At 73.3% G+C, this 26,308-nt stretch carries 27 protein-coding genes; 7 read left to right on the top strand and 20 right to left on the bottom strand.

Features of this window, described 5'->3' with window-relative positions; genetic code table 11:
• Genes ACWCSU_RS29920 through ACWCSU_RS29885 form a run of 8 tightly spaced genes read right to left on the bottom strand, consistent with a single transcriptional unit; the run spans position 1 to position 7,459 of the window.
• Positions 1-600 carry a DJ-1/PfpI family protein gene (locus ACWCSU_RS29920; RefSeq protein ID WP_449939423.1) on the bottom strand — a complete coding sequence of 200 codons (600 nt, stop codon included), beginning with the start codon at positions 598-600 and terminating at the stop codon, positions 1-3.
• The gene (locus tag ACWCSU_RS29915; protein WP_449939421.1) at positions 597-2,237 is read right to left on the bottom strand and encodes a thiamine pyrophosphate-binding protein; all 1,641 of its coding nucleotides are present in this window, start codon (positions 2,235-2,237) and stop codon (positions 597-599) included. The genes ACWCSU_RS29920 and ACWCSU_RS29915 overlap by 4 nt, the downstream gene beginning before the upstream one ends.
• 9 nt (positions 2,238-2,246) lie before the next feature.
• Positions 2,247-3,074 (bottom strand): type 1 glutamine amidotransferase domain-containing protein, encoded by an 828-nt coding sequence (locus ACWCSU_RS29910; protein ID WP_449939419.1) that lies wholly within the window; start codon positions 3,072-3,074, stop codon positions 2,247-2,249.
• Positions 3,071-3,772: an EthD domain-containing protein gene (locus tag ACWCSU_RS29905; protein ID WP_357697069.1), complete on the bottom strand. Its 702-nt coding sequence runs from the start codon at positions 3,770-3,772 to the stop codon at positions 3,071-3,073. Before ACWCSU_RS29905 ends, ACWCSU_RS29910 begins: the two co-directional genes overlap by 4 nt.
• Positions 3,769-5,376: a GMC family oxidoreductase gene (locus ACWCSU_RS29900; RefSeq protein WP_449939416.1), complete on the bottom strand. Its 1,608-nt coding sequence runs from the start codon at positions 5,374-5,376 to the stop codon at positions 3,769-3,771. The genes ACWCSU_RS29905 and ACWCSU_RS29900 overlap by 4 nt, the downstream gene beginning before the upstream one ends.
• A gap of 6 nt (positions 5,377-5,382) precedes the next feature.
• Positions 5,383-6,912: a GMC family oxidoreductase gene (locus tag ACWCSU_RS29895; RefSeq protein ID WP_449939414.1), complete on the bottom strand. Its 1,530-nt coding sequence runs from the start codon at positions 6,910-6,912 to the stop codon at positions 5,383-5,385.
• Positions 6,909-7,217 carry a Nif11-like leader peptide family natural product precursor gene (locus ACWCSU_RS29890; RefSeq protein WP_357697077.1) on the bottom strand — a complete coding sequence of 103 codons (309 nt, stop codon included), beginning with the start codon at positions 7,215-7,217 and terminating at the stop codon, positions 6,909-6,911. Before ACWCSU_RS29890 ends, ACWCSU_RS29895 begins: the two co-directional genes overlap by 4 nt.
• Positions 7,214-7,459: a hypothetical protein gene (locus ACWCSU_RS29885; protein WP_364087616.1), complete on the bottom strand. Its 246-nt coding sequence runs from the start codon at positions 7,457-7,459 to the stop codon at positions 7,214-7,216. The genes ACWCSU_RS29890 and ACWCSU_RS29885 overlap by 4 nt, the downstream gene beginning before the upstream one ends.
• Before the next feature lie 284 nt (positions 7,460-7,743).
• Here ACWCSU_RS29885 and ACWCSU_RS29880 point away from each other — a divergent pair, with 284 nt between their 5' ends.
• Together ACWCSU_RS29880 and ACWCSU_RS29875 are read left to right on the top strand one after the other, a co-directional pair.
• Positions 7,744-8,124, top strand: coding sequence for a MerR family transcriptional regulator (locus ACWCSU_RS29880; protein ID WP_449939410.1), 381 nt, complete (start codon positions 7,744-7,746; stop codon positions 8,122-8,124).
• Positions 8,121-9,377, top strand: coding sequence for an MFS transporter (locus ACWCSU_RS29875; protein WP_449939409.1), 1,257 nt, complete (start codon positions 8,121-8,123; stop codon positions 9,375-9,377). Before ACWCSU_RS29880 ends, ACWCSU_RS29875 begins: the two co-directional genes overlap by 4 nt.
• 51 nt (positions 9,378-9,428) lie before the next feature.
• Here ACWCSU_RS29875 and ACWCSU_RS29870 read toward each other — a convergent pair whose 3' ends face one another.
• The 4 genes from ACWCSU_RS29870 to ACWCSU_RS29855 form a co-directional block, all read right to left on the bottom strand.
• Entirely contained in the window at positions 9,429-10,514 is a 1,086-nt protein-coding gene (locus tag ACWCSU_RS29870) for a hypothetical protein (RefSeq protein ID WP_449939407.1), read from the bottom strand.
• Positions 10,515-10,623: 109 nt separating this feature from the next.
• The gene (locus tag ACWCSU_RS29865; RefSeq protein WP_357697088.1) at positions 10,624-11,085 is read right to left on the bottom strand and encodes a nuclear transport factor 2 family protein; all 462 of its coding nucleotides are present in this window, start codon (positions 11,083-11,085) and stop codon (positions 10,624-10,626) included.
• Positions 11,086-11,110: 25 nt separating this feature from the next.
• Positions 11,111-12,007, bottom strand: a complete 897-nt coding sequence (locus ACWCSU_RS29860; protein WP_357697090.1) for an alpha/beta fold hydrolase — start codon at positions 12,005-12,007, stop codon at positions 11,111-11,113.
• A gap of 174 nt (positions 12,008-12,181) precedes the next feature.
• Positions 12,182-12,673 (bottom strand): GNAT family N-acetyltransferase, encoded by a 492-nt coding sequence (locus ACWCSU_RS29855; RefSeq protein WP_357697092.1) that lies wholly within the window; start codon positions 12,671-12,673, stop codon positions 12,182-12,184.
• 275 nt (positions 12,674-12,948) lie between these two features.
• On the opposite strand from ACWCSU_RS29855, the gene ACWCSU_RS29850 reads away from it, so the two are divergent.
• Positions 12,949-13,635, top strand: coding sequence for a 4'-phosphopantetheinyl transferase family protein (locus ACWCSU_RS29850; RefSeq protein ID WP_357697095.1), 687 nt, complete (start codon positions 12,949-12,951; stop codon positions 13,633-13,635).
• Between the two features lie 14 nt (positions 13,636-13,649).
• On the opposite strand, the gene ACWCSU_RS29845 is transcribed toward ACWCSU_RS29850, so the two are convergent.
• Complete coding sequence (locus ACWCSU_RS29845; RefSeq protein WP_364087604.1) at positions 13,650-14,273, bottom strand: flavin reductase family protein; 624 nt, start codon at positions 14,271-14,273, stop codon at positions 13,650-13,652.
• Positions 14,274-14,332: 59 nt separating this feature from the next.
• On the bottom strand, positions 14,333-15,502 hold the full coding sequence (gene manA, locus ACWCSU_RS29840; protein ID WP_449939403.1) for a mannose-6-phosphate isomerase, class I: 1,170 nt from the start codon (positions 15,500-15,502) through the stop codon (positions 14,333-14,335).
• 245 nt (positions 15,503-15,747) lie between these two features.
• Here manA and ACWCSU_RS29835 point away from each other — a divergent pair, with 245 nt between their 5' ends.
• The gene (locus ACWCSU_RS29835) at positions 15,748-16,353 is read left to right on the top strand and encodes a TetR/AcrR family transcriptional regulator (RefSeq protein ID WP_449939402.1); all 606 of its coding nucleotides are present in this window, start codon (positions 15,748-15,750) and stop codon (positions 16,351-16,353) included.
• On the opposite strand, the gene ACWCSU_RS29830 is transcribed toward ACWCSU_RS29835, so the two are convergent.
• Complete coding sequence (locus tag ACWCSU_RS29830; protein ID WP_357697103.1) at positions 16,293-17,381, bottom strand: hypothetical protein; 1,089 nt, start codon at positions 17,379-17,381, stop codon at positions 16,293-16,295. The two genes, ACWCSU_RS29835 and ACWCSU_RS29830, sit on opposite strands and share 61 nt — an antisense overlap.
• A 167-nt stretch (positions 17,382-17,548) precedes the next feature.
• Between ACWCSU_RS29830 and ACWCSU_RS29825 the strand changes: the two genes are divergently transcribed.
• The gene (locus ACWCSU_RS29825) at positions 17,549-18,277 is read left to right on the top strand and encodes a ThuA domain-containing protein (RefSeq protein ID WP_449939398.1); all 729 of its coding nucleotides are present in this window, start codon (positions 17,549-17,551) and stop codon (positions 18,275-18,277) included.
• A gap of 1 nt (position 18,278) precedes the next feature.
• Here the strand turns inward: ACWCSU_RS29825 and ACWCSU_RS29820 are convergent, their stop codons facing one another.
• A complete protein-coding gene (locus tag ACWCSU_RS29820; RefSeq protein WP_449939397.1) occupies positions 18,279-19,253 on the bottom strand; it encodes an NAD(P)-dependent alcohol dehydrogenase in 975 nt (324 codons plus the stop codon).
• A 318-nt stretch (positions 19,254-19,571) separates the two neighbouring features.
• On the opposite strand from ACWCSU_RS29820, the gene ACWCSU_RS29815 reads away from it, so the two are divergent.
• Together ACWCSU_RS29815 and ACWCSU_RS29810 are read left to right on the top strand one after the other, a co-directional pair.
• On the top strand, positions 19,572-21,431 hold the full coding sequence (locus tag ACWCSU_RS29815; protein WP_449939394.1) for a trypsin-like peptidase domain-containing protein: 1,860 nt from the start codon (positions 19,572-19,574) through the stop codon (positions 21,429-21,431).
• Positions 21,432-21,548: 117 nt separating this feature from the next.
• Positions 21,549-22,601 carry a Glu/Leu/Phe/Val dehydrogenase dimerization domain-containing protein gene (locus ACWCSU_RS29810; RefSeq protein ID WP_357697111.1) on the top strand — a complete coding sequence of 351 codons (1,053 nt, stop codon included), beginning with the start codon at positions 21,549-21,551 and terminating at the stop codon, positions 22,599-22,601.
• Positions 22,602-22,628: 27 nt separating this feature from the next.
• On the opposite strand, the gene ACWCSU_RS29805 is transcribed toward ACWCSU_RS29810, so the two are convergent.
• The 4 genes from ACWCSU_RS29805 to ACWCSU_RS29790 all read right to left on the bottom strand — a co-directional run bounded on the left by ACWCSU_RS29805 (position 22,629) and on the right by ACWCSU_RS29790 (position 26,280).
• The gene (locus ACWCSU_RS29805; protein WP_357697113.1) at positions 22,629-23,417 is read right to left on the bottom strand and encodes an alpha/beta fold hydrolase; all 789 of its coding nucleotides are present in this window, start codon (positions 23,415-23,417) and stop codon (positions 22,629-22,631) included.
• Between the two features lie 136 nt (positions 23,418-23,553).
• A complete protein-coding gene (locus tag ACWCSU_RS29800) occupies positions 23,554-24,210 on the bottom strand; it encodes a response regulator transcription factor (protein ID WP_357697115.1) in 657 nt (218 codons plus the stop codon).
• On the bottom strand, positions 24,207-25,358 hold the full coding sequence (locus ACWCSU_RS29795) for a sensor histidine kinase (RefSeq protein ID WP_449939391.1): 1,152 nt from the start codon (positions 25,356-25,358) through the stop codon (positions 24,207-24,209). The genes ACWCSU_RS29800 and ACWCSU_RS29795 overlap by 4 nt, the downstream gene beginning before the upstream one ends.
• 103 nt (positions 25,359-25,461) lie before the next feature.
• Positions 25,462-26,280, bottom strand: coding sequence for an SDR family NAD(P)-dependent oxidoreductase (locus ACWCSU_RS29790; RefSeq protein WP_449939389.1), 819 nt, complete (start codon positions 26,278-26,280; stop codon positions 25,462-25,464).
• Between the last annotated feature and the right edge of the window lie 28 nt (positions 26,281-26,308).

The following is a 26,308-nucleotide window of genomic DNA, read 5'->3' as shown; positions in this document are numbered from 1 at the left end:
CTACAGCGTCTCGGCGAGCTGGCCGATGATGGTGTGGGCGAACAGATGGCAGTGGTACACGCTGCGCCCGGTGATCAGGTTCCCGTCGATGACCACGTCCTGGTCCACGTACTCGGCGCCCATGTTGCGCACGTCGCCCACGAGGTTGTTGTGCGCGACGACCTTGCGCCCGCGCATCGTCTCGGGGGCGGCCGCCATCAGCCACAGGCCGTGGCAGATCACGCCCGTGATGATCGACGGCTCCTCCAGCGCCCGCCGCACGAACGCGGTGGCCGGCGCCAGCCGGTTGACGTCGTCGGTGAAGCGCAGCCGGTCCGAGACGATGCCGGAGGGGACGATCACCGCGGCGTAGGAGCGCAGCTCCCGGTCCGTGAGGTTCTCGAACCCGCGGTCCACGGTGAACGGCACCCGCCACTCGTGGCCGGTGAAGGTGATCGACGGCTGCCCCCACAGGCGCGTCATGAAGTGCACCTCGGCGCCGGCCTCGGCGAAGCGCCGCTCGTAGTAGAAGATCTCCGGCTCGACGTAGTCGCTCTCCATCAGGACGGCGACCTTGCGGCCGTTCAGCGCCGCGCCGACCCGTGGCTCGATGCCGCTCACAATGGCCTCCCCGGTTCGGTGACGAGGTCGATGAGGAAGGGGCCGTCGTGGCCGAGCAGCCGCTCGACGGCCTCTTCGATCTGGTCGGCCTTCTCCACCCGCAGCCCGTCCACGCCGCAGCCCCTGGCCAGGTCGGTGAACTGGAGATCGGGATAGGAGAGGTCGAAGGAGCGAGGGAAACGGTGACCGGGGATGCCCCGGCCGCGCCAGTACTCCTCGATGTTGTTGTCCAGCAGCCGGTAGCTGTGGTTGTTGCAGATCACGAACTTGGCGGCGACGTCGTACCGGACGGCGGTGGCCAGGGCCTGGAAGGTGTACATGCTGCCGCCGTCGCCGGTGAAGCCGATCACCGTGCGGTCCGGGTGGGCGAGCTTGGCCCCGATCGCGCCCGGGATGCCCACGCCCAGCGAGCCGCCGCGGGTCAGGAACCAGCTCCCCGGCCCGCGCGGCGGGAAGTAGGAGCCGATCACGCCGGAGGCGGTCAGCCCCTCGTCGAAGACGATCACGTCCTCGGGGGCCCGCGCGGCCAGCTCGCGCATGAACGCGTTGAGGATGGAGTCCTCGGCCGGCGCCGGGCGCGGCGCGGCCGTCCGCCGGGCCAGCCGCGCCGCCGCCGCCTGCCGGTCGGCCCCGCTCAGGGCGCCCTCCAGCTCCGCCGACAGCGCCGCCAGCGTGAGCCGGGGGTCGGCCACCAGGCCCAGCGTGACCGGGTGGTTCTTGGCGATCTCGTACGAGTCCAGATCGATGTGCACGATCCGCGCGTCCTTGCCGAACGGGCTGCTCAGCGAGGGGAACACCTCGGGGAACAGGTACGTGCCCACCACCAGCACGGCGTCGGCGTCCTTGACGGCGTCCGCGCTGACCTGGCCGAACATGTGGCCGAGCTGGCCCCGGAAGAGCGGGTGGCGGCCGTCCATGTTCGCCTCGGAGAACTCCACGCCCCACACGTCCGCGCCGAGCTGCTCGGCCACCCGGGTCAGCTCCGCCTGCGCGCCGGAGACCGACACGCCGTCGCCGGCCAGGATGATCGGGGACCGGGCGCCGGACAGCAGCCCGGCGGCCCGGCGTACCAGCTCGGGGGCGGGCAGCACGGCCGAGTGCGGCACCACCGACGGCTCGACCGGCTCGTGGTTGGGCTGGTCCAGCACGTCGAGCGGGAGCGCCACGAAGACCGGGCCGCGCGGCGGCGTCATCGCCATCTTCACCGCCCGCCGCAGCACCCGCAGCACCGAGCCCGGGTCGATGACGCGCATCGCGTGCTTGGTGACGGGCCGGGCCATGGCCACGAGGTCGGCGGCCATCTGGGCGTCCATCGCGTCGTAGCCGACCCCGGCCTCACCCGCGACGACCACCAGCGGGGAGTGCCCCCGCTTGGCCTGGTACAGCATGCCGATCGCGTTGCCCAGCCCCACGCCGCTGTGGAGCTGCAGGAGCGCCGGACCGCCCGTGGCGCGGGCGTAGCCGTCGGCGATGCCGGCCGCCACCGTCTCCTGGAGGGTGAGGATGTAGTGGAAGTCCTCGAAGCCCTCCAGCGCGTCGAGGAAGCCCTGCTCGACCGTCCCCGGGTTGCCGAACATGTACGTGATGCCGTCGCTGAGGAACTGCTCGATGATCGCGGTGTTGCCGTCCCTGGCCATGGCCCGCCATCACCAGCCGAAGCGGCGCAGGCCGCCCTCTAGCACTTCGACGATCTTCCGCCCGGTCAGGAACGAGTCGGGCGTGGACCGGCCGGTGACGAACGGGAAGTCCACGATGACCGAGGTCTCCCGGCCGAAGTTGCCGACGTAGCGCCCCTCGGGCCCGGTGGCGTCCCGCAGGATGTACTCCAGCGGGTACGGCGGCGGCCCCATGTTGAAGTCGGGCACGCCGAGGAACCCGGTGCCGTCCTTGTAGTCGTACTCCTTGCAGTGACCGGTGACGCGCTTGCCCCAGATGATGCTCTTGCGGTCCTCCCAGTCGCGGGCGAAGGCCAGGCAGGCCACGCCGTAGCACTCGGCGGCCACCGGCTTGCCCGCCCGGACGAACGCGAGCACGATCTCGTGCACGCGCTCGTTGTTGGCCAGGTCCACGATCGGCCCGCTGCCGCCGACGATCAGCACCGCGTCGTAGGGCACCAGCTCGGCCTCCAGCTTGGCCACCGCCCGGTGGTAGGCCTCCAGCCGGCGCAGGTAGTCGGGGCTGCTGGTGTAGGGACGCTCGGGCGCCCACGCCGACAGGTTGAGCGGGTTGGCCAGGCGGCCGGACTCGTCCAGGTCGCGGGTCAGCTTGGCCACCTCGGGCGTGGTGACCGAGCGGCCGAGCGGCGGGTCGACGTAGTCGGGGTCCATGCTGGGCGGCAGGGCGTGCGGCTGCTTGCCGGTCGGCGTGGCGAACACGACGTCGTAGCCGCGCTCGTCGAAGGCCGACAGCGGGCCGACGAGCTCTTCCCCCCAGTAGCCGAACTCCGAGAGGATCACGAGAACGCGCTTGGTCATGCCGACTCCCCGGGGATGATCCAGTTTTCCTTGCAGGTCATGGAGAACACGTGGGCCGGGTCGGCGATCGCCTCCAGCTCCGGCTTGACCCGGCGGGCGTGGTGGGCCGAGGCCAGTGCGGCGCGCAGCGCGTCCACGTCGTCGAACCAGAGCTGGTCCACGGCGTCGAAGCCGGCCTCGCCGAAGGTGTACGCGCCGTCCACGGTGTGGCAGTGCAGGTGCCTGCGCAGGCCCGGCAGCCCGGCCACCGCGGCGGCGTAGGACTCCAGGGACTGCTTGCGGTAGGTGTCCAGCGGCAGGCCGGGCCGCCGCTTGATCAGCGTGGTGACCTTCACCCAGCTCTCCGGCCGGGGCTTGGGGCCGGGCACCAGCTCGTGGGCGACGGTGTCGACCACGATCGTGGACCAGAACGCCGCCCAGTTGGGCTCGTCCAGCCGGGCGCCCTGGAGGAACTCCTCGCTCTGCAGCGAGGCGAGCTGCTCCTCGGCGTTCCGCAGCCAGATCTCGGCGATGCCCTGGTGCGGCAGCGCCGGCCGGCCGACGTCGCCGTCGAAGGGGATGCGGGTGTCGACCAGGTACTGCCTGATCTGCTTGATCTTGCCGGCGAACTTCACCGCGTGCACGTTGACCCAGTAGTCCTGGAACTGCTGGGCGGTGAAGCCGGGCTTGGGAGCGCCGAAGATGAACTGGTGGATCATCGCGTAGCCTCCTGTCGGGCCGGGCGGAAGTCCGCCGCGACGAACTCGGCGGCGCGCTCGCCGATCATCACGGTGGTCGTGTGGGGGTTGGCCGAGACGATCGTCGGCATGATCGAGGCGTCGGCGACGCGGAGCCCCTCGACGCCGCGGACCCGCAGCCGGGTGTCCACCACCGCGAGGCTGTCGGAGCCCATCTTGCAGGAGCCGGCGAAGTGGTAGTACGAGCCGACGTTCTCCGTCACCCACGCGCTGAGCTGCTCGCGGGTGCGCACGTCCGGGCCGGGCGCGACCTCGGTCAGCCCCCAGTCGCGCCGGAAGGCGGAGCTGGCGTAGATCTCGCGGGCGATCTCCACCATCGTCACCGTGCGCTCCAGGTCCGAGCGCTCGCCGAAGTAGTTCGCGCTGACCCTCGGGTAGGCCGTCGGGTCGGTGCCGGCCAGCCGTACGCTGCCCCGCGACAGCGGCCGGACCAGACCCGGCAGGGTAAGCACGATCTTCGGGTCGACCAGCTCGCGCACCGGCGTGAGCGGCTGCCCGGTCTCCACCCGCTTGATGACGTTGGCGAAGAACTGGTCGCCGAACGGCGCCCGGTGCACCAGGCAGATCTCCATGTCGGGCACCGGCAGCCCCGGCTCCGACCCCCAGAACAGCCCGACCTCGGTCACCTGGCCGCGCGGGTCGGGCGCCGCCTTGTCCATGTACCCGATCGGGCCGATGACCAGCGGGTGGTCGTGGAAGTTGGCGCCCACGCCGGGCAGGTCGGCGACCACCGGGATGCCGAGCGCGGCCAGCTCCCCGGCCTGGCCGATGCCGGACAGCTGCAGCAGCTTGGGCGACTGGATCGCGCCCGCGGTGACGATCACCTCGTGCTCGGCCCTGACGGTCCGCAGCTCGCCGTCCTTGAGGTACTCCACGCCCACGCAGCGCTCGCCCTCGAACAGCAGCCGGGTGGCCAGTGCGCCCACCTCGACGCTGAGCCGCTCCAGCGCGGGCTCCAGGTAGGCGGCGCGCACGCCGCAGCGGGTGCCCTTCTCCACGTCGATGTCGACGTGGTGCCAGCTCACGCCGAAGCTGTCGGCGTTGAAGTCCTCGACCTGCGGGTAGCCCAGTTCCACGCAGGCCTCGACGAACGTCCGCGAGACCGGGTTGCCCATGTCGCGGGCGTTGACGATCCTGATCGGGCCCTCGTGGCCGGCCGTGGGGTTGGTGGCGTCCCGCTGTCCCTCCAGGCGCTGGAAGTAGGGCAGGACGTCGGCGAAGGACCAGCCGGGGCAGCCGTCGTAGGCCCAGGCGTCGAAGTCCGCCGGACGGCCGCGTGTGTGGATCATGTGGTAGACGTTCGAGGTCCCGCCCAGGCCGCGGCCCGCCGCCGAATAGACCTGGCGCCCGCCGAGCCCCGGCTGAGGCTCGCTCATGTACGCCCAGTCCAGCTCGGTCAGCAGCACCTCGTTCCACCGCGCGGGGTCCTCGACCGCGTCGGTGATCTTCGTGTCGCCCGCCTCCAGGACCAGCACGCGGGCCCCGGGCAGCTCGCTCAGCCGGGCGGCGACGACCGATCCGGCCGTGCCGCCGCCGACGACGACGAAGTCGAAGGTCTGTGTCATCTCAGCTCACCTCCGTGCCGATGCGGCGACCAGGTCGGCGGCCTTCTCGGCGATCATGATCGTGGCCGCGTTGGTGTTGCCCCGGGTGATGACCGGCATGACCGAGGCGTCGGCCACGCGCAGCCCGTCCACGCCGCGCACCCGCAGGTCGGGCTCGACGACCGCCTCGCCGTCGCGGCCCATCCGGCAGGTGCCGGCCGGGTGCCACACGGTCGAGGCGCTGGCCCGCACGTACGCGGCCAGGGCCGCCGGGCTCGTCACGCCGGGCCCCGGGGCCAGCTCCCGGCCGCGCAGGGAGTCGAAGGCCGTGTCCGAGACCAGCTCCCTGGCCAGGACGACGGCCTCGGACAGCAGCCGCAGGTCGGCGGCGGCCTCCAGGTAGTGCGGGTCGACGAGGGGACGCAGCGGGTCGCCGGGGCGCAGCCGCACCTCGCCCCTGCTCTCGGGCTGCAGCAGGATCGGCGCGAAGGTGAACCCCGGGCCGTCCGTCCTGTACCGGTCGTCGATGAACTGCACCGGGCCGAAGAAGAACTGCAGGTCCGGCCCGTCGCCGCCCAGGACGTTGGTGAACAGCCCCGCCTCGGCCAGCAGCTCGGGGAAGGGCAGCTCGCGCAGGCTCTCGTAGCCGATGCCGAACAGCACGTGGTCCTGCAGGTCGCGGCCCACGCCCGGCAGGTCGGCGACCACCTCGACGCCGTGCTCGCGCAGGTGGGCGGCCGGGCCGAGGCCCGAGCGCAGCAGCAGCGCGGGCGAGCCCAGCGCGCCGCAGGCCACGATGACCTCCTGCCCGGCGGTGGCCCGGTGCGTACGCCCGTCCTTGACGTACTCCACGCCGCCGGCCCGGCCCCCCTCGACGGTGAGGCGGGTGACCACGGCGCCGGTCTCCAGCGTCAGACCGGGCTCGCCCAGCACCGGCGCCAGGAACGCCTCCGACGTGCTGGACCGCCGGTCGTCCTTGTCCCGGGTGGACTGGTAGAAGAAGGCCAGCCCCTCCTGCCGGGGGCCGTTGTAGTCGCCGGTGCCGTCGGCGCGGCCGCGGGCGATCGCCGCCCGGACGAAGGCCCGCGAGGCGTCCGACGGCGAGCCGTAGTCGACGACCTTCAGCGGCCCGCCACTGCCCCGGTACTCCGGCGAACCGCCCGGGTAGTCCTCCGAACGCCTGAAGTAGGGCAGCACCTCGTCGTAGGACCAGCCGTCGTTGCCCAGCGCGGCCCAGCCGTCGAAGTCGCGGCGGTTGCCCCGCACGTACATCATGGCGTTGACCGAGCTGCCGCCGCCCACCACGCGGCCCTGCGGGATCGGCACGACCCGGCCGCCCAGCTCCGGCTGCGGGGTGGTCGCGTAGTCCCACACGAACTCCGGCGAGCCCCACATCGAGGTCATCGACGGCACGTCGGTGCGGTGCACGGACTCGGCGACGTCCGGGCCGCCGGCCTCCAGCAGCAGCACCCGGCAGCCCAGCGCGTCCAGCAGCCGCCTGGCCAGGACGCAGCCGGCGCTGCCCGCGCCCACCACGATGTAGTCGTAGGCGCTCACGACGACTCCAGCAGCCGGGCCCGCTCCAGGGCGGGCAGCAGGTCGCCGACCAGGAACTCCAGGTAGTGCCGGCCCCACATCGTTCGCCAGAGCGGGAAGGTGGCGTCGAAGGGCTCCCCGCGCAGGTCGGCCAGCCGCTCCTCCAGCTCCCACACCACGCCGTCGAAGTCGGCCTCGGTGAACGGCAGCCCGTGCCCGGCCGCGGCCGCGACGACCTCCGCCTTGCTCTTGGCCTTCAGCGACTCCAGCACGTCGGGACGCGAGCCCGCCAGGCGCAGGAACGCGATCAGGTTCGTCCCGCTCATGCCACCGGCCGCCTCTCGTCGGCCGCGAACCCGCGCAGCTCCTCCTCGCCGAACCTGGCCACCACGTGATCGAGCAGGTAGTCCAGGTACCGCCTGCCCCACATGTGCCGCCAGAGCGTGCTGCCGCCGTCGACGGGCTCGCCGTCCTTGGCGACGATGACCTCGATCTCCAGGGCCCCGACCACCGACACCAGCTCCTCGGCGGTGAACCGGAAGCCCTCGTCGGATGCGTGGAACAACAATTGACTGAGATTTCTCGCGCTATACTCAGCGCGTCTTTGCGGATTCTCCCGGAGGTCGCCGAGGAATCTCACGAATTCGCTCTTCGCCATTGGCACCACCATTTCGTCCGGCGCTACGGGGAAATCATGTCCAGCCGCCGGAAAACGCGTCAACGCGCCGCCCGGTGGTGACCGGGCGGTATGGAGGTAGCCGATCCCATTCCGTCAAGTCCGGGCTCGCATTCACCGGAATTCGGCCGAATGCACTTGACTTGGATCGCGCTCGAAGGGCGACAATGATCGGTATGAGTCAGAGCCTGACGATCGCGGAAGTCGCAGCCGAGACCGGCCTCAGCGCCCACGCGCTGCGCTATTACGAGAAGGCCGGCCTGATGCGGGAGACGCCGCCGCGCGGCGGGAACGGGCACCGCCGCTACACCGAACGTGATCTGGCCTGGATCCGGTTCCTGACCAGGCTGCGGGGCACCGGGATGTCCATCGCCGACGTCCGCCGCTACGCCGAACTCGTCCGCGCGGGCGAGAGCACCGCGGCCGAGCGCAAGCAGATCCTGCTCACCCACCGCGAGGAGGTGGCCAAGCGCATCTCCCGGCTCAAGGACGACCTGGCCGCCATCGACTACAAGATCGAGATCTACGAGAAGCTTGAGGAGAAGTACCAGCTGTGACCGCGCCGCCCCGGCCGGACAGCGAGCCCGGCCAGGCACCCTTCGGCCCCCGCTTCGTCACGGCGGTCTCGGTCGGCTCGCTGCTGAACCCGATCAACTCCTCGATCATCGCCATCGCGCTCGTGCCCATCGCCCACCACTTCGGCGTGGGCGCGGACGCCACGTCCTGGCTGGTGTCGGGCCTGTACCTGGCCACCGCGATCGGCCAGCCGGTGCTGGGCCGGCTGGCCGACCGGCTCGGCCCGCGCCGCGTCTACCTGGCCGGGCTGGTCACGGTCGCGGCCGGCGGGCTGCTCGGCTACTGGGCGCCGACCCTCGGCCTGCTCGTGGCCGCCCGCGTGGTGATCGGCCTCGGCACCTCGGCCGCCTACCCGGCCGCCATGAGCATGGTCCGCCGCAGGTCCGAGCGGTCCGGCGGGGCCGCGCCCGCCTCGGTGATGGGCGCGCTGGCCATGGCCGGGCAGGTCAGCATGGTGCTCGGGCCGCCGCTGGGCGGGCTGCTCGACGCGCTCGGCGGCTGGCGCTGGATCTTCCTGGTCAACCTGCCGATGGCCGCGGCCGGGGTGGTCTCGGCGCTGGTGTGGCTGCCGCGCGACGAGCCGTACGAGCCCGCCCGTACGGGCGGCGGCGGCAGCCTGCGCGACCTGGCCCGCAACCGGCCGCTGCTGGTGACCTACCTGCGCAACGCGGCGACGTTCATGGCCACCTACGGCTTCCTGTACGGCTGGACGCAGTGGCTGGAGCAGGGCAGGGGGCTGACGGCGGCGGTCGCCGGGCTGCTGCTCATGCCCACCTCGGCCGTGGGCGCGGTGGTCTCGGGGCTGGCCGCGCGGGCCGACGGCGCCTCGGGCCGGGCGCGCTGGATGCTGCCGGCCGGCGCGGCGTTCCTGCTGGCGGGCTGCGCCTGGCTGCCGGCGCTCGACGGCGAGGCGTCCATCCTGTCGTTGTGCCTGCTCAGCATGGTCTTCGGGGTGCAGAACGGGCTGAACATCGTGGGCAACCAGGCCGCCATGTACGCCCAGGCGCCGCCGGGCCAGATCGGCATGGCCGCCGGCCTGCTGCGCACCTCGCAGTACGCCGGGGCCATCTGCTCGGCGCTGCTCATCAGCGTGACCTACGGTGAGCGCGCCACCGACGAGGGCCTGCACCGGCTGGGCGTCGTCCTGACGGCCGCCTCGGCGCTGCTGCTGGCCGGCACGCTGCTCGCGGCGGTCCGCGCGGGCCGTACCCCGGCGGCGTCAGGGCGCGCGTGAGCGGGGAGGGGCCTGCCGCCCCTCCCCGCCCGGGGGGCCGCGCCGGCCCGCTCAGCGGGGGCTGATCAGCTCACTGATCGCGAACCCGGTCAGGTTGGTCACGTTGGCGCCGCCCACCGACAGGATCGTGGACGTGCCGGGGACGCGGTCCACCGCGTACGCGCCCGCGTACCCGGCCGACGGGCGGGCCGGGCCGCTGACCCGGGTCCACGAGGTGCCGTCGAAGTACAGGTAGGCGGGGGCGGTGGTGCCGCCGCCGGTGGGGACGACGAGGTGGCCCTCGCCGTCGCCGCTGATGCTCGCCGAGCCGTTGCCGGGGTCGCCGGGCAGCGCCGAGACGGTCCAGCGGGCGCCGTCGTAGCGGGCGATCGCGGGGGTGGCGGGCCGGTTGGGGCGGGGCTGGTAGCCGCTGACCCAGATCCGGCCGGGGCCCTCGACGTACACGCCTCTGGGGCTGAGGCCCGGCCTGCCCAGGGAGCGCAGGGCCGTGCCGTCCCACAGGACGACGCCGTTCTCGGCGGCGAAGACGATCTGGTCGCCGCCGTCGACGGCGCGCAGCAGGCCCAGGTTCTCGGTGCGCGGGTAGACGGTCCAGACGCCCTGGCGCAGGCGCAGGATGTCGGTGCCGCCGGTGTTCCTGAACCTGATCGACCAGAGCGAGCCGTCCTTGGTGGCGGCGATCGGGCCGGTCCACTCGTCGCCGGGCAGCGGGGGTGTCCAGCCGGGCGGCGGCGGGATCTCCGACCAGGCCGAGCCGTTCCAGTACGCCGAGCGCGGCCAGGAGACGTCGGCGATGCTCCGGCTGCCGGTCACGTACACCTGGTCCGGTGCGACGGCCGCGACGCAGCACGGGCTGGGCACGTCGTACCCGGCGGTGAGCGGCAGCCTGCTCCAAGCCGAGCCGTCCCAGCGCAGCACGGAGGTGTCCGGCGAGCCGTCGTAGCCGCGCCAGCCGACGGCGTAGGCGTGGGTGGCGTCCAGCACGTCCACGTTCCAGAGGGTGGTGGGGTCGCCGGGCGGGTCCACGGCCCGGACGGCGGGGGCCAGGAGGGCCTGGGCCGGTGCGGCCGCCGCCAGCGCGGCGGTGACGGCCAGGGCGGCGGCGGATGCGTGGAGGACGCCACGGAAACGGGTCATGTCTTCTCCTGTGGGCGCGTTCCTGGGGAAAAGGGCACAAAGGCGGCGAGGGCCGACCGCGGGCATGAGAAAGCGGGCCGGTCGTCACCGGCCCGCCCGGATTGCCCGCTCAGTCGTCGGATCTGCGCCCGTCGGGGCCGATCGGGCCGAAGAAGGAGCTGAAGTTGGCGGTCCCGTCGCCGAAGATGCCGCCGCGGCCCTCCACGACGCGGCCGTTCTCCCACCGCATCAGGTCCACCCCCTCCATCTGCAGGTGCTCGTAGAAGGAGGTGCCGTCCGAGCCGGTGCGCTTGCGCACGGCGGTGCACCGGTTGACGTCGATGGTGTAGCCGTCCACCGGGTTGACCAGGCAGGCGATCTGCTCCATGCGCAGGGTGCCGCCGGCCAGCCGCTGCCAGGTCTTGATGAAGCCCATGAAGGCGTCGAGGCCGTCGTGCCATCCGGCGTACGGGTGGTTGCCGGGGGACTGGAACCGCACGTCGGGGTGCCAGTACTCCAGCGCGCGCTCGCGGTCGCCGGAGCGCAACGCCTGGTGTGCCGCCGCCAGTCGCTCAGCCGTCAGATCCGACATCGCTCTCCTCTCACTGCGTCGGGTGCTACTGCATCGGGTGTTTGGCGAGGAAGGCCGAGACGCCTTCGCCGACCGCTCTCGGGTTCATGATCTGCAGGCCGTGGGTGGCGCCGACGATGCCGCAGCGCTCGGCCTGGGGCAGCCAGTTCATGAGGAAGTGCTGCGCCTCGCGGAAACCGGGCATGGCCGCCTCGCTGTCCAGGCCCATCACGGCCAGCACCGGCATCTGCGGCTTGTTCGGCACGAGCTGGTCGGCCTTGGACATGCGGAAGCCCCAGCCGCCCAGCGCCGGGAAGTCCACCTTGAACGTGACGTCCGCGCACTCCTCGACCCGCTCCCACACGTCGAGGGGGCAGCTCATGTCGACGGAGCCGAGGTAGCTCGGGCCGCAGACGGCGGCCATGAAGTCGCAGGCGGCGGTGAGCTTGTCGCCCTTGTGCACCAGCTCGATGGCCGTCATCACGGCGTCGTTGTTGGCCTTCTCGGCCTCGGCGCCCTCACGCGGCAGGTACGGCTCCAGCAGCACCGCCGAGTGCGTGCGCTCGGGGTAGGAGAGCATGAACTGGAAGCCGATCACCCCGCCGAAGGAGTACGACATGACGTGCGCCTTGTCGATGCCGAGGTGGTCGAGGAGCTGCTTGGCGTGCTCGGCGCCCTCCTCGATGCTGAGGCTGTCCTTCTCCAGCGTGCTGCCGTTGTAACCGGCACGGTAATAGCTGATGAACTGGTACTTGTCCAGCAGCTCCGGGTTGTACTTCAGGAGCGGCGTGATGAGGCCGTCCGAAATGGAGGTGCAGTGAATGCACAGGACCGGCTCGCCGCGGCCCACGACCGTGTAACGAAGTTCCGCGTTGCTGACCTTGACTCGCTTGTCGTGGTCGAGTTTCCAGTCTCGACCGGCGTACAAAGCATTCGCGCTCATGCCATTCCTCTCACGCGATCACTCGACCGTTTCTCGTGCCCGCTTGGCCATACTCAAGAATGGTTGTCATGGGCCATGGGGACGGTCAACGAAAGAGCCCGCGCCGGGCTGTGCACCGCGAAATACGCCGGGGAACTCTGTCAAGTCGGCGCGCGTGGGAGGAGGGCCGGCGGGTCAGGGGAAGGACAGCTCGTACTCCACCTGCTCGACCGGGTTGCCGTCGCCGTAGTCGTACGCGCGGGTGGCGCCCGACTCGGTGAAGCCGCTCTTGGCGTAGAAACGGCGTGACTGCGGCGTGTCACGCGGCGTCCACAGGTGCACCCGGGTGAAGCCCTCGTCGCGGATGCGGCGCAGGGTGTCGGTCATGAGGGCGGCGGCCACGCCGGTGCCCCAGCCGTCGGGATGGCCGTAGAAGCCGAAGATCTCCGCCGCGCCCGCCCGGGACGGCGAGGGCCCGAAGGAGGAGAAGGCCAGCCGGCGTCCGTCGAGCGCGGCGAGCACCAGGCCGCCCGGCGTCTCGGCGAGCACGTCGTGCCATTTGCCGCGCCGGTGGCTGACGGCCTGGTCGAAGAACTCCGTGGCGAAGAGGCCGGCGTAGGCGGCCTTCCAGGATTCGGCGTGGATCTCTCCCAGCGTCTCACCGTCGCCCGGCGAGGCTGGGAACACTGTGAAAATTCCGGTCACAAGATCACACTAGTCGAGAGGTCCCGCGGGTGTCCGGCGGCGGAGCGCGGGCACGTACGGGGAAGCACGCACGCGGGGCGGCGCCGGGCGCGACCGCCGCCGTACAAGGCGTTCGAGGCGTTCGAGGAGGTGCGGGCGGGGAAGCTGCGCGAGACGGCCGCCCGGGCGTGGCGGCCGGGTCGGTCGATCACGCGATCCCGGCCGCCGTGCCGCGGCCGGAGGTCATCCCTAGCGCTGGAGCGCGGAATGGAGGCTCGATGAGGTGGCTGGCTCGCGGGGAGGGGCAACTCCCGGCGGGAGAGGGCCGGGCGGGCGACGGGCGGCCCGCCGAGCACCCGCTCACCCGCTGGACCGTCAGTCAGGCGCTGCACCTGGTCTGTCCCGGCCCCGCCGGTGACCCGGAGCTGCGGCGGCGTCCCGACGGCGCGGCCGAGGCGTGGCGGGACGGCCGCCCGCTGCCGGTGGGCATCTCGCTCACCAGCCGCGACGGATGGGCGGTGTGCCTGCTCGGACTGGAGCCCGGGACCGTCGGCTGCGACCTGCAGGTGGTCGAGCCGCGCGGCCCGGGGTTCGTCGCCGACCGGTTCACCCGCCAGGAGCAGCGGATCATCGGCAACGATCCGCTGCTGGGCAGCCTGCTGTGGTCGGCCAAGGAGAGCGCGGCGAAGGTGCTGCGCCGCGCCGACAGCCGGGCGCTGGAGGTCTCCCTCGGCTGCGGCCGGCCCTCCGACGGATGGAGCAGGGTGACCGTTCGGGCGGGCGGGCGCGGGGTGACGCACGGGTGGTGGCGCCGGTTCGGCCATCTCGTGCTGACCGTGGCGGCCGACCGTCCCACGCCGCCGCCGCGCGGGCTGGAGGAGCCGTCGGCGCTGTCGGCGGCCCAGTCTCCCGTTCAGGCGGCGGTACGGTCGGCGTACGCCGGTTGCGCCTCGTCGGCCGGCTGATCCGGCGCGGGCCGTCAGGCCGGGTGCGGCGTCTGCGAGCGGTAGGAGTGGCCGAGCTCCGGGCCGAGGCCGAAGTAGTGGCGGAAGTTGTACAGCAGCGGGCTCCACGCGGACGGGTCCACGTGCTGGGTGCCGGGGACGACGATGCGCGGGTCGGCGTGCACCTTGCGCACGACGGCCTCGATGATGACGAAGTCGTCGGACTCGTTCGGCCGGATCTGCGCGGCCACGGCCTCGAACTGGAGGGGGCACTCGGCCACGCGCGGCGGACGTACGGTCTCCGACGGCTCCGGACGCAGGCCCGCCGCGCCGAACTTGTCGGGCTCGAACCGGCAGCCGGCCGCCTTGGTGGCGGGTACCGGGTCGCGTCCGGTGAGCGGCGCCAGGCGTTCCACCTGCGGCCACAGGTGCGGGGCCGGCAGGTTGATCACCAGGTCGGGCCGCTCGGCCAGGTTGCGCGCGGTCTGCCCCTCGGAGCCGAGGCCGAGCACGACGGTGCGGCCGAGCGCCCAGGCCGACGACATCGGGGCCAGGTTGGTCGAGCCGTCCGGGTTCTCCGTGGTCAGCAGCACGACCGGGGTGCCGAAGTAGAGGATGCTGGGTTCGATGGCGACGTGGCCGAGGGTTGCCGTGTTCATGGGGGGAGCCTAGGAAGGCGACGTTCAACCGGCGGCCGAAATGTCGCCGTTGTGCTGATCTACACCGTAAAGGCGCCCGGCTCGGCCACGTACGCCACGCCCTTGCCCGACAGGCCCGCGCCCGCCACGGCCGGGACGAACGCCGACTCGCCCGGCCGCAGCGTCAGCTCGCCGAGCCGGGCCTCGCCCTCCAGGCACAACACGATCCTGGGCGGGCCGGCGGGCAGCTCGAAGGAGTCGGCCCCGGTCAGGTCGTACCGCGTGAGGGCGAACTCGGGGGCCGGAGGCACGTAGCGCCGCTCGCCGCGGGCGGGACGCTCGGGCTCGACCAGGTGCGGCTCGGCGGGCGTGAAGTCGACCACCCGCATCAGCTCGGGCGCGTCGACGTGCTTGGTGGTCAGCCCGCAGCGCAGGACGTTGTCGGAGCTGGCCATGATCTCCACGCCGACGCCGCCCAGGTAGGCGTGCGGCACGCCGGCGCCGAGGTAGAGGGCCTGGCCGGGCAGCAGGTCGACGTGGTTGAGCAGGAGGGCGGCCACCACTCCCGGGTCGCCGGGGCAGGCCGCGGCGATCTCGGCGTACGGCGCCAGCTCTGGGTCGGAGCCGCCGGCGAGGGCGCGTTCGACCTCGGCGCGCAGCGGCGCGGCGGCGTCGTCGAGCATCTGCGCGAAGACCGTGCGCAGGGCCTCGCCGGCGGGCCGGACGGCGAGCACGTCGATCCACGGCTGGAGGGGGGGCAGGCCGAGCCGGGCGAGCAGCCCGGCGGTGACGACGGGGGAGCGGAAGCCGCACAGCCCGTGGAAGGGTGTGATCGCGCAGACCATCTCGGGCTTGTGTGAGCGGTCCTTGTAGGTGCGGGCCGGGTCGCCGATCGGGACGCCGCGCGCCTCCTCGGCGGCGAACCCGGCCTCGGCCTGCGCGATCGTGGGGTGGACCTGGAGCGACAGCGGCCGGGCGACCGCGAGCACCTTCAGCAGGTACGGCAGCGCGGGCCCGAACCTCTCGACCGCCGGGGAGCCGAGGGCGGCGACGGGGTCGCCCGCGATGAGCCGGTCGAGGGGCACCCCGCCGGCGATCGACGGGTCGGCGGGATGGGCGCCCATCCAGAGCTCGGCCTGCGGGCGGCCGGTCGGCTCGGTGCCGAACAGCTCGGGCATGGCGGTGACGGAACCCCAGTCGTAGGGGCGGATCGTGGTGTCCAGGCGCAGGGGCAGTTCGAACGTCGGCACAGGGCAGGAGCGTAGTCGCCGACGGCCGGCCTTGCGCGCCCGGGGCCGAACGACACCGCCCGCCCGCGGCCGGTCCCGCATGGTCGGGGCCGCTCGGTGCTGCACGTACGCGGCCGGTCCCGCGCGGCCGGTCCCGCGCGGCCGGTCCCGCGCGGCCGGTCCCGCGTGGTTCGGGCCGGTCGGTGCTGTACGCCGGTATAGGATGCTTTTTTCGTGAACAGTTCGCTGTACGAATCGGTGGTGCGATGACAACCGTCCAGGACCCGGAGGACCTCACCGCGCGGGCCCGCATCCGCGACGCCGCGATCCGGCACATCGGCGAGCACGGGTTCGAGCGGGCCACGATCCGCGACATCGCCGAGTCGGCGGGGGTCTCGCTCGGCCTGGTACGCCACCACTTCGGCTCCAAGCAGGCACTGCGCGAGGCGTGCGACGAGCACCTGATGAAGACGGTGCGCCGGCTCAACGCCGAGGCCGCAGGCAGCCCGCCGGCCGGGTTCAACCCGGTGGCCGCCCTCGGCCCCTACCGCGCCTACCTGGCGCGGGCCCTGACCGAGGGCTGGGCGGCGCCGCTGTTCGACGAGATGGTCCGGATCGGGGAACGCTGGCTGGCCGCGGCCGACCGGGACCGGGCCGACCCGCCGGACGTGCCGCCGCGGGCGCGGGCGGCCGTGATGGCCGCGATGGCGCTGTCGGTCACGGTCCTGTACCCGCACGTCTGCCGCGGCATGGACGCCGACCTGTCCACGCCGGAGGGCGAGCGCCTGCTGATGCGCACGCTGGTCGAGGTCTACTCCCAGCCGGTGCTCGGTCCGGAGGCCGCCGCCGAGGCCCGTGCCTGGCTCGGCTGAGCCGGGATCAGCGCGGCCCGGCTGCGCTCGTCCGGCCAGACCGAGGACACGTCCACGTACGGGCGCAGCAGGCCGGTCAGCTCCGGGTCGCCGCGGCCGTTGAGCTCCTTGGACGCGATCTTGCGCGCCACCCCCGCCACGATGTCGGCCACCTGGACGCGGGGGTCCAGGTGGGAGGCGACCAGCGTCAGGCTCGTCAGCACCAGCGGGCCTCCGGGGGCGTCCGGGCGGGCCAGCAGCAGCCGGAGCCGTTCGATGCGCTCCTCGGTCAGCGTCGTCTGCCGGTCGTGCACGACGGAGACGGGCCGGCCGCCCGCGCCCCAGTGGGCGACCGCGTGCGCGATGCCCGGGATCAGCGGGTCGAGCGCGGGGAAGAGATGCGGGTCGTCGAGCAGGCGCGCGGTGAAGGCGTCCACGAGCGGCCTGGCGGCCCACAGCTCGTCCATGATCTCGCCGGCCGGGCCGGGCGTCGTGCGCAGGTCGGCGACCAGCTCGAAGACCGAGTCGGCGGAGACCTCTGGGCCCCGGCCGTTCCTGGCTCTGAGCAGGTGGTTGAAGGCGTCGAGGAAGGCCGTCCAGCGTGCGGGGCCGAAGGCGCGGCGGCCCTCCTGGTAGAGGGTGACCGCCATGGCCGCCGACCGTTCGTCCTGGTCGAGGCCACCTAGGACGGAATGGTGGCCGGTCAGCAGGTCGGTCACCTTGCTCACGGCGAAGTACGCCTTGTCGGTCAGGTGCACGCGCGCATGGCCGAGGATCGGGCCCGACGGGCCGAGCAGCCAGACCAGGGTGGCCCGGTTCTTCTCGCGCAGCACGTGCTCGGCCTTGTACTCGGTGACCGGCGAGGGCGCCCGCAGCCGCAGCTCCCGTACGCAGTCGGCCGCGGCGGCCGCGTCGAGGGAGACGCCGGCATGGGCGAACACGTCGGTGTTGCCGCCGACGAGCTTCTCGCCCTCCGCGCCGGACTCGTCGCAGGCGATCTCGACAGGACGGCCGTCCGGTACGAGGGCGGCCTGCGCGGGGCGTGGCATGACTTCCATGGTCACTGGCGAACCTACCCAAACGCTCCTCCCTTCCGCGAGACATTTTCCGCCCGTCCGCCGGCCTCGCCCGTCGGCGGCGCGGGGCTGTGACCCGAGTGCCTGGCGGGTAAGGACCGGACGGTAGGTGCGGCAGGTCCGGAGGGAGAGCATCGCGCGTGAGCATCAACGTGACCGTCTGGGGCGAGAACGTACACGAGCAGCGGGAGGAGGAGGTGCGCCGCCGCTACCCCGGCGGCATGCACGGCGCGGTCGCCGACGGCCTGCGCGAGCACCTGGGGGAGCGGGTGCGCGTGCGCACCGCGACCCTGCAGGACCCCGAGCACGGCCTCGACGCCGCGACATTGTCCGCCACCGACGTGCTCACCTGGTGGGGGCACGCGGCGCACGAGGAGGTCGGCGACGAGGTCGTGGCGCGGGTGTGCGAGCGCGTCTGGGCCGGGATGGGCCTGCTGGTGCTGCACTCGGGCCACTACTCCAAGGTCTTCCGCGCCCTCATGGGCACCACCTGCACGGTCAACTGGCGCGACACCGCCGACCGTGAGCTGGTCTGGACGGTGGAGCCCGCCCATCCGATCGCCGCGGGCGTGCCCCAGCCGCTGGTCATCCCCGAGCAGGAGACCTACGGCGAGCCGTTCGGCGTCCCGGCGCCCGACGAGCTGGTGTTCGTCAGCTCCTTCTCCGGGGGCGAGGTGTTCCGCAGCGGCTGCTGCTACCGGCGCGGCAAGGGCCGCGTCTTCTACTTCAGCCCCGGCGACCAGAACTACCCGGTCTTCCACCAGCCGGGCGTGCGGCGGATCCTGGCCAACGCGGTGGTGTGGGCGGCGCCCGCCGAGGGCGCGGGCGAACCGCTGCGCAACACCCGCGTGCCCGCCGGCGACTGGTGATCTACTCCGTGACGGGCATGACGATGATGATCTTGCCCGTCACGTGCCCCGACCGGAGGTGGTCCATCGCGTCGGGGAAGCCGGCGAGCGGGAAGGCCCTGCCGACGACGGGGGTGAGCTCGCCGGACGCGGCGAGGCCGGCCAGGTGGCGCAGGTCCCGTGGGTCGGTCCTGGCGATCGGGGCGCGCAGGGTGTGCCGGACGAACGGGGACATCGCCGTCGCTCTGAGCTGGCGGCCGGTGCCGTACAGCCAGCGGCCGGAGGCGTTCTCGCCGCCGACGATCACGAGGGTGCCCCGGCGGGTGAGCACGCGCCGCAGGCCCGGCAGGGAACGGTTGCCCGCGGTGTCCAGGACGACGTCGTAGCGGCCGGGCCCGGTGGTCGGGTCCTGGCGGGTGTAGTCGAGGACCTCGTCCGCGCCGAGTGAGCGGACGAGGTCGCCCTTGCCGGGGCCGCAGACGCCGGTGACGTGCGCGCCGTACGCCTTGGCGAGCTGGACGGCGAACGTCCCCACCCCGCCGCCCGCGCCGATGACCAGGACGCGCTGCCCCGGCCGGACGCGGGCGTGGTCGCGCAGCGCCTGGAGCGCGGTCAGGCCGCTGGTCGGGACGGCGGCGGCGGCCTCGAACGACAGACCGGCCGGTTTGCGGACGAGGCGGTCCTCGCGCGCGACCGCGTGCTCGGCCAGCGCGCCGTCGCAGACGCCGAAGACCTCGTCGCCGACCGCGAGGCCGGTGACGCCGGGGCCGACGGCCTCGACGGACCCGGCGACGTCGCGGCCGAGGAGGGGGGAACGGGGGCGGCGCAGCCCGGTGGCGAGGCGGACGGGGTAGGGCAGCCCGGCGCCGAGATGCCAGACGCCGTGGTCGAGGCAGGCGGCGTGCACGCGCAGGAGCGCTTCGCCGGGGCCCGGGGCGGGACGGTCGAGGTCGGTGAGGGCCGGGGGGCCGTAGACGTGCCGGGTGATGGCCTTCAAGGCAGGTCTCCATGTCAAAGAAAGTAGACATGACGAACGTAAAAGAAGGCCGACATGGTGTCAAGTATTTTGGACATCGCCGCGACGGGGGAGCGAAGTGTCGGTGATTTGGGTCGATAACGCGAAATATCGGTATCGCTACCGATAACGGTACGGATGGGGGACGGAGTTACCCTCTGGCCACCCCCCACCACGGCGGGCCGCCTGTTCGCCGGAATCGCCGGCCCCCGCCGGCGCGGCCTACACGCCCGGACCGGGCCCGGCACCCGGCGACCGGCGGCCTGCTTCGGTCACCCCTCACGTGGAGGTGTCCCCCGCATGAGTCCTTCCCGATGGAGAGCGGCGGCCACGGCGTTGATCGCCGCACTGGCCGTCGTCGCGCCGGCGACCCCGGCCCCCGCCCTCGCTCAGGCCCCCGCCGCCGTCCCCCTGAAGGCGCAGATCGACAGCCGGGTCTCCCCGGCCGGCGAGGAGGTTCTCGCCGACCTGTCCCTGCCCTACGGCGGCGCCGGACGGAGCTGGAGCACGCGCGTCACCCGGCCCGGCTCCCGCTACGTCAAGGTGCACTTCGCCGCGCTCACCCTCGTCCCGGGCGACTACGTCACCGTCGCCGCGCCGGACGGCCGCGAGATCCACACCTACTACGGCGACCCCACCCGCGGGCGCTACCCCGCCAACTCCGGCTACACGCTGCACGGCGTGCCCGGCTTCGCCGCGCTCTCCGTGGACGGCGACACGGCGGTGGTCACCCTGCACGCCTCCGGGCCGCGCAACGCCGTCCGGCTGGCCAGGCAGGGCTTCGGCGTACGCGTCGACCGGTATTTCCGCGGCTACACCACCCAGGAGGCCGCGGCCCTGACGCCCAGGACGTTCAGCGTGTGCGGCACCGACGCGCGCCGGGACGTCGTCTGCTACAAGGACAGCAACCCCACCGAGTACGCCCGCAGCCGCGCCGTGGCCCGCCAGCTCCTCAACGGCCTCGGCTACTGCACCGCGTGGCGGGTCGGCAACACCAACCGCATGCTGACCAACAACCACTGCATGGAGAGCGCCGCCGACCTGAGCGCCAGCGAGTTCCAGTTCGACTACGACTGCGCGACCTGCGGCGGCGACAACCCGGGCGCGGGGACGAAGGTCGGCGGCGGGCAGTTCCTGAAGACCAGCGCACTCGAAGCGCTCGACTACACGCTCTTCAGCGTCGCCGACTTCGCCGCGATCCAGGCGTTCGGCACCCTGTACCTCGATCCGCGCACCCCCGTGGCGGGCGAGCGCATCTACATCCCCGGCCACGGCGACACCCTGCCCAAACGCCTGTCCCTGTACGAGGACACGCAGGGCGGCGCGGCCTGCAAGATCGACGTGGTGTCGTCGGGCGTCAACACCGGCTACCGCTGCGACACCTCGGGCGGCAGCTCCGGCTCCCCGGTGATCGCCGCCTCCAGCCACAAGGTGATCGCGCTGCACCACCTCGGCGGCTGCCCCAACTGGGGGACGCGGATCACCGAGGTGTACAACGAGATCTCCGGCATGATCGACAACACCCCGCCAAACGGCGGCGGCGACGACTTCGCGATCTCGCTCTCGCCCACGAGCGGCGGCGTCACGCCGGGCGGGTCGACCACGAGCACCATCAGCACCGCCGTCACCCGCGGCGGGCCCCAGCAGATGCAGTTCGCGGCCTCCGGGCTGCCGGCGGGAGCCGCCGCGACGTTCGCGCCGCCCTCCGTCCCGTCGGGCGGCACGTCCGTCATGACGGTCTCCACCTCCGCGCAGACGCCCGGGGGTGTGTACACGATCACGGTGACCGCGACCGGCCCGGCCGCCACCCACACGGTCGCCTTCGTCCTCTCCGTGGCCGCCGCCGGCGGCTGCTCGGGCTACGAGACCACCAAGACGGGGACGCTGGCCTCCGGGGCGGAGCAGTACCAGCCTGACGGCGGGTATCTCCAGACCACCGTCACCGGCCCGCACCAGGCGTGCCTGGACGGGCCGTCCGGCGCCGACTACGACCTGTACCTGCAGCGCTGGAACGGGTCGTCATGGGCCACGGTCGCCCAGAGCACCGGGGCGGGAGCCGACGAGACGCTCACCTACACCGGCGCGGCCGGGTACTACCGCTATCGGGTGCACTCCTACTCCGGGTCTGGTTCGTACACCTTGGGCTTCAACGCTCCCTGACCCATGGACAGCCGGCCGGGCCGCGTCGAGATTGGACGGTAGGCCCGGCCGGACCGGCGGCCGGGCGGCGTCGAGTCCGGGCGGCGGGCCCGGTTCGCACGGACGCGGGGAGCGTGGATGAGGATCATGGAGCTCGTCTCGGTGGACGGCTGCATCGCCTTCGACCTGGACTGCCAGGTCAGCGCGGGCGGCACCCGGCTGGCGCCGGACGTCACCCGCGAGGAGGCGGGGCTGCTGGCGCGGGCGATGACGTACAAGCTGGCCGTGCTCGGCGAGCGGATCGGCGGGGCCAAGGCGGTGTTGCGGGCCTCGTCCGGCGACCGGGCGGGCACCGTGGCCCGTTTCTGCCGGGAGATCGCGCCGCTGGTGGAGAAGGGCGCCTTCCTCACCTCCTCGGACCTGGGCACGCGGACGCAGGACTTCGCGCCGCTGCCCGGGTACCGGACCGACTCGATCATGCACGGGCAGGTCGGCGGCGAGCTGGTGGACACCGTCGTGACGGGGCTGGGCGTGGTCGTCGCCGCCGAGACGGCGCTCGGCGGGCTGGCCGGGCGGACGGTGGCGGTGGAGGGCTTCGGCAAGGTGGGCAGCGCCGTGGTGCGGGAGGCCGCGCGGCGCGGTGCCCGCCTGGTGGCCCTGTCCACGCTGCACGGGTGCGTGCGCGACCCGGCCGGACTGGACGTCGACGCCCTGGAGGAGCTGCGCGCCGGGCACGGGGACGCGTGCGTGACCCGGCTCGGCCTGCCCGTGCTGCCGCCGGAGGCGTTGTACGAGGTGGCCGCCGACGTGCTGGTGCCCGGGGCGCGCACGGGCGCCCTGTCGGCGCGGCGGGCGGCGGCGGTGCGGGCCGGCCTGGTCGCGCCCGCCGCGAACGTGCCCTACACCGGGGAGGGGCTGCGGACGCTGGGGGAGCGGGGCGTGGTCACGCTGGCGGACTTCGTCTGCGGCGCGGGCGCCACGATCGGTTACCTCGCCGAGCGGGCCGGGACGGTCGCCGACGCGGACGCCGCCCGTGCCCTGGTCGAGCGCCGCGTCGCCGAGCTCACCGCCACCGCTCTGGACCATCCGCAAGGCCCGTACGCCGGGGCGTGCGCGCTGGCCGAGGACTTCCTGGCGACCTGGCAGACCCCGCCCGGCCCGCCCCTGGCCCCCTCCCACCTCCCTCACTGACGTCGGACGGCCCGGCCCGAGCCCCCGTCAGCCGGCCTCTGCGGCCTGGCCGTCGAGAAACTCCTGGACGAGCGCCGCGAACTCCGCCGCCTGGTGCTCCAGCGGGATCACGCCGCCCTTCACCACGGCCCTGGTGCTGTGCGGAAGGGCGGCGGCCAGCCGTTCCAGCTCGGGGAAGGCGAAGGGGTCGTCGGTGGCGCCCACGACCAGCACGGGGCAGCGCACCAGCCCCACCCGGTCCTCCATCCGGTACGCGGCCACCGCCTCGTGCCCGCTCTCCACCTCCGGCAGCACGGTCAGCGCGTCGCGCACGAACCGGGTCAGCAGCGGCCACGGATAGTAGGGGGCCCGCCGGCTCCACAGCTCGCCCAGATGGGAGCCGTCGGCCTGTTCGCGCACGGCGTCGATGGAGGGACGGCCCGCACGACGCTGCCGCCCCTCGGGGTCGATCATCGGCGTGGACGACAACACCAGGGCGGTGACGCGTTCGGGGGCGCGCGCCGCCGTCTCGACCGCGATGACGCCGCCCGTGTGGTGCCCGGCCAGGGCGGCTCGTGGCAGGCCGAGGGCGTCCATCAGGGCCAGCACCCCGTCGGCGTAGGTCTCGATCGAGTGCTCGGGCGGGCGGGCGGAGTTGCCGAAGCCGAGCGTGTCCATGGCGACGGCCCGCCGGGTGCGGCCGAGCAGGGGGAGCACCTCGCGGTACTCGTCCCACGAGCGGGGGGTCTGGTGCAGCAGGAGCACCGGGTCGCCCGTGCCGCACGAGGCGTGGTGGATCTGGCCGAGCGGGGTGTCGGCGTAGCCGAATCTGATCATGGCGTCTCCTCTGGCCCCCTGACAGGGCGATCGCCGGCCGATCTCACGCCCTCACGATCGCAGACGGGACGCCGCCGCGCATCAGCCCGTGGTCCGACGTCGAGCCGGAGCATCCGGGACGCGCCGGACGACCCCGTCAGCCGATCCGGTAACCGACGCCCGGCCTGGTGGCGATCACCGGTGGATCGCCCAGTTTGCGGCGCAGACGGCCGACGGTGACGGTCACGGTGTTGGTGAACGGGTCGGCGTGCTCGTCCCAGACCTGTTCGAGCAGGGACTCGGTGCTCAGGAAGCCGGGCGAGACGCGCAGCAGCGCCGCCAGCACGGCGAACTCCTTGACCGACAGCTCCAGCGGGCGGCCGTCCCGGGTGACGGTGTGCCGCAGCGGGTCGAGCTCGATCCCGGCCGCGCGCAGCGTACGCGGCCGGGCGGCGGGACGGCGGCGTGCCAGCGCCCGTACCCGCAGGACCAGCTCGGGGAAGTGGAAGGGCTTGGCCAGATAGTCGTCGGCGCCCAGGGTCAGGCCGCTCACCCGGTCGCCGGGCGAGCCGGCCGCGGTCAGCATCAGGACCATGGGACGTTCGTCCTGGTCGGTCAGCATCTGGCAGAGCGTGTCGCCGTGGATGCCCGGCAGGTCGCGGTCGAGCAGCACCACGTCGTAGGGGTTGAGGTCGAGCTTGGCCGCCGCCTCCAGCCCGTCGTGGGCGACGTCCACGGCCATGCCCTGGTCGCGCAGGCCCTCGGCGAGCACGGCGGCCAGCGGCCGCGCGTCCTCCACCACCAGCACCCTCATGCCGGCAGCCGCACGGTGGCGCGCAGCCCGCCCTCGGGGCGGGCGGCCAGGTCGAGGCCGCCGCCGTGCGCCTGTGCGACGGCCGCGACGATCGACAGGCCGAGCCCGGAGCCGTCCCCCGATCCGGTACGGTCCGCGCCGAGCCGCTGGAACGGCCGCCCCAGCCGGGCCACCTGCGCCGGGTCCAGCAGGTCGCCGCCGGACTCCACGACCAGCCGCGCCCACCGGCCGTCGGCCACGGCCTCGACCCTGATCCAGCCGCCGCCCCGGTTGTGCACGATCGCGTTGTCGATCAGGTTGTGCACCAGGCGGGTGACCAGCGCCACGCTTCCCACCGTCCGGACCCCGTCCTGGACGCCTTCGTCGTCCACGGCGAGCCGCCGGGCCGCGAGGTCGGCGGCGCGGGCGTCGAGGGTCCGCGCCACCAGGTCGCCGAGCGCGATCGCGGCGGCGTCGGGCAGGCTGCCGTGCTGGGCGCGGGCCAGCGCGAGCAGGCCCTCCAGGAGCCGGTCGACCTGGTCGAGGTCGGTGCGCAGCCGGTCGGCCAGCGTCAACGTCTGCGCCGGTACGGGCTCCGGCTTGGCCACGGCCACGTCCAGCCGGGCCCGCATCGTGGCCAGCGGCGTGCGCAGTTCGTGCGAGGCGTCGGCGACGAACCGGCGTTGCGCGGCGAAGGCGCCCTCCAGCCGGGCGAGCAGCCCGTCGATGGTGTCGGCGAGATCCTTGACCTCGTCGGCCGGGCCCGGCACGGCCAGGCGCTCGTGCAGGTTGTCGGCGGAGATGCGGCGGGTGGCGGCGGTGATCGTCCGCAGCGGCCGCAGCACCCGGCCCGCCACCACCCGGCCGAGCACGATCGACACCACGGCCATGACGGCCAGCGCGAGCACCGACCCGGCCAGCAGCTGGCGCGACTGGGTCGCGTGCACGTCGGCGAGCTGGGCCTGGAGCAGGGCGACGTGCTCCTGGGCCTGGTCGAGGGCCGTCCCGCCGCCGGAGGGACCCGGCGCGGGCTCGGTCCGCGACATCGGCAGGCCGACGAGGTTGACCAGGACCAGCAGGGCCGCGCCGGAGGCCAGGAACAGCCCGCCGTACAGGACGGTGAAGCGCAGCCGTGCCGTGCGGGCGGGCAACCTGGGACGTGGCGGCATCTCTCTCCTTCCGGGGCCTCCAGGATGCCGTGCCTGACCTAACACCGGCATGACGGGGTAGGAAGTTCAGCTCTTGGCGCCGACGAAGAGGAGCGAGGAGTGGTCAGGCGGTCTCGACGAGGGCCTGGCTGCGGTCCCAGAGGCGGCGTGCCAGGTCGGCGTCGTCCGCCAGGCGGTGGACGGCCGAGGGGCGGCGCTTCTCGTAGTGACCGCCGGGGGTCCAGTCGGCGCCCGGCCGCGCGGTGGCCAGCCAGACCAGGGTGTCGGCGCCCTGCTCGGGCGTGAGCAGGAGCCGCTTCAGGGGCGTGTGGTAGAGCAGGCGCGCCGTGCTGTCGCCGCCGCCGGAGAAGTTGGTGGCCACCACGCCGGGGTGGAAGGAGGCCGCGGCCAGGCCGTCCGCGCCGTGGCGGCGCTGCAGCTCCCGGGTGAACAGGATGTTGGCCAGCTTGGAGTTGGCGTAGGCCCGGCTGCCCGAGTAGCGGCGGACGGCGTCGAGGTCGTCGAGGTCGAGGCGGGCACGGGTGTTGACCAGGCTGGAGGTCGTGATGACCGTGCCGCCGGAGGCCAGCAAGCGGGGCAGCAGCGACGTGGTCAGCAGGAACGGCGCCAGATGGTTGACCTGGAAGGTCGCCTCGTGGCCGTCGGGCGTCGTGGTGCGCGAGCCCATGATGGCCCCGGCGTTGTTGACCAGCACGTCGATGGCCGGATGGCGGTCGAGCAGGGTGGCCGCCAGGGCGCGTACCTGCGACAGGCGCGCGAAGTCGGCCACGTGGTGGTCGGCCTCCAGCTCCTTGGCCAGCGCCTCGGTCTTGCCTGCCGAGCGGCCGACGACGACCTCGTCGCCCCGCTCCCGCAGGGCGCGTGCCGCGGCGCGGCCGATGCCGTCGCTCGCGCCGGTCAGGATGATGGTCTTTCCCGCCATGGGCCCGATCCTTCCGCATCCGCCCACC

Source organism: Nonomuraea sp. NPDC001699 (genome assembly GCF_053596455.1).
The sequence above is the reverse complement of the archived record's forward strand: the minus strand, read 5'-3'. Positions and strand labels throughout refer to the sequence as shown.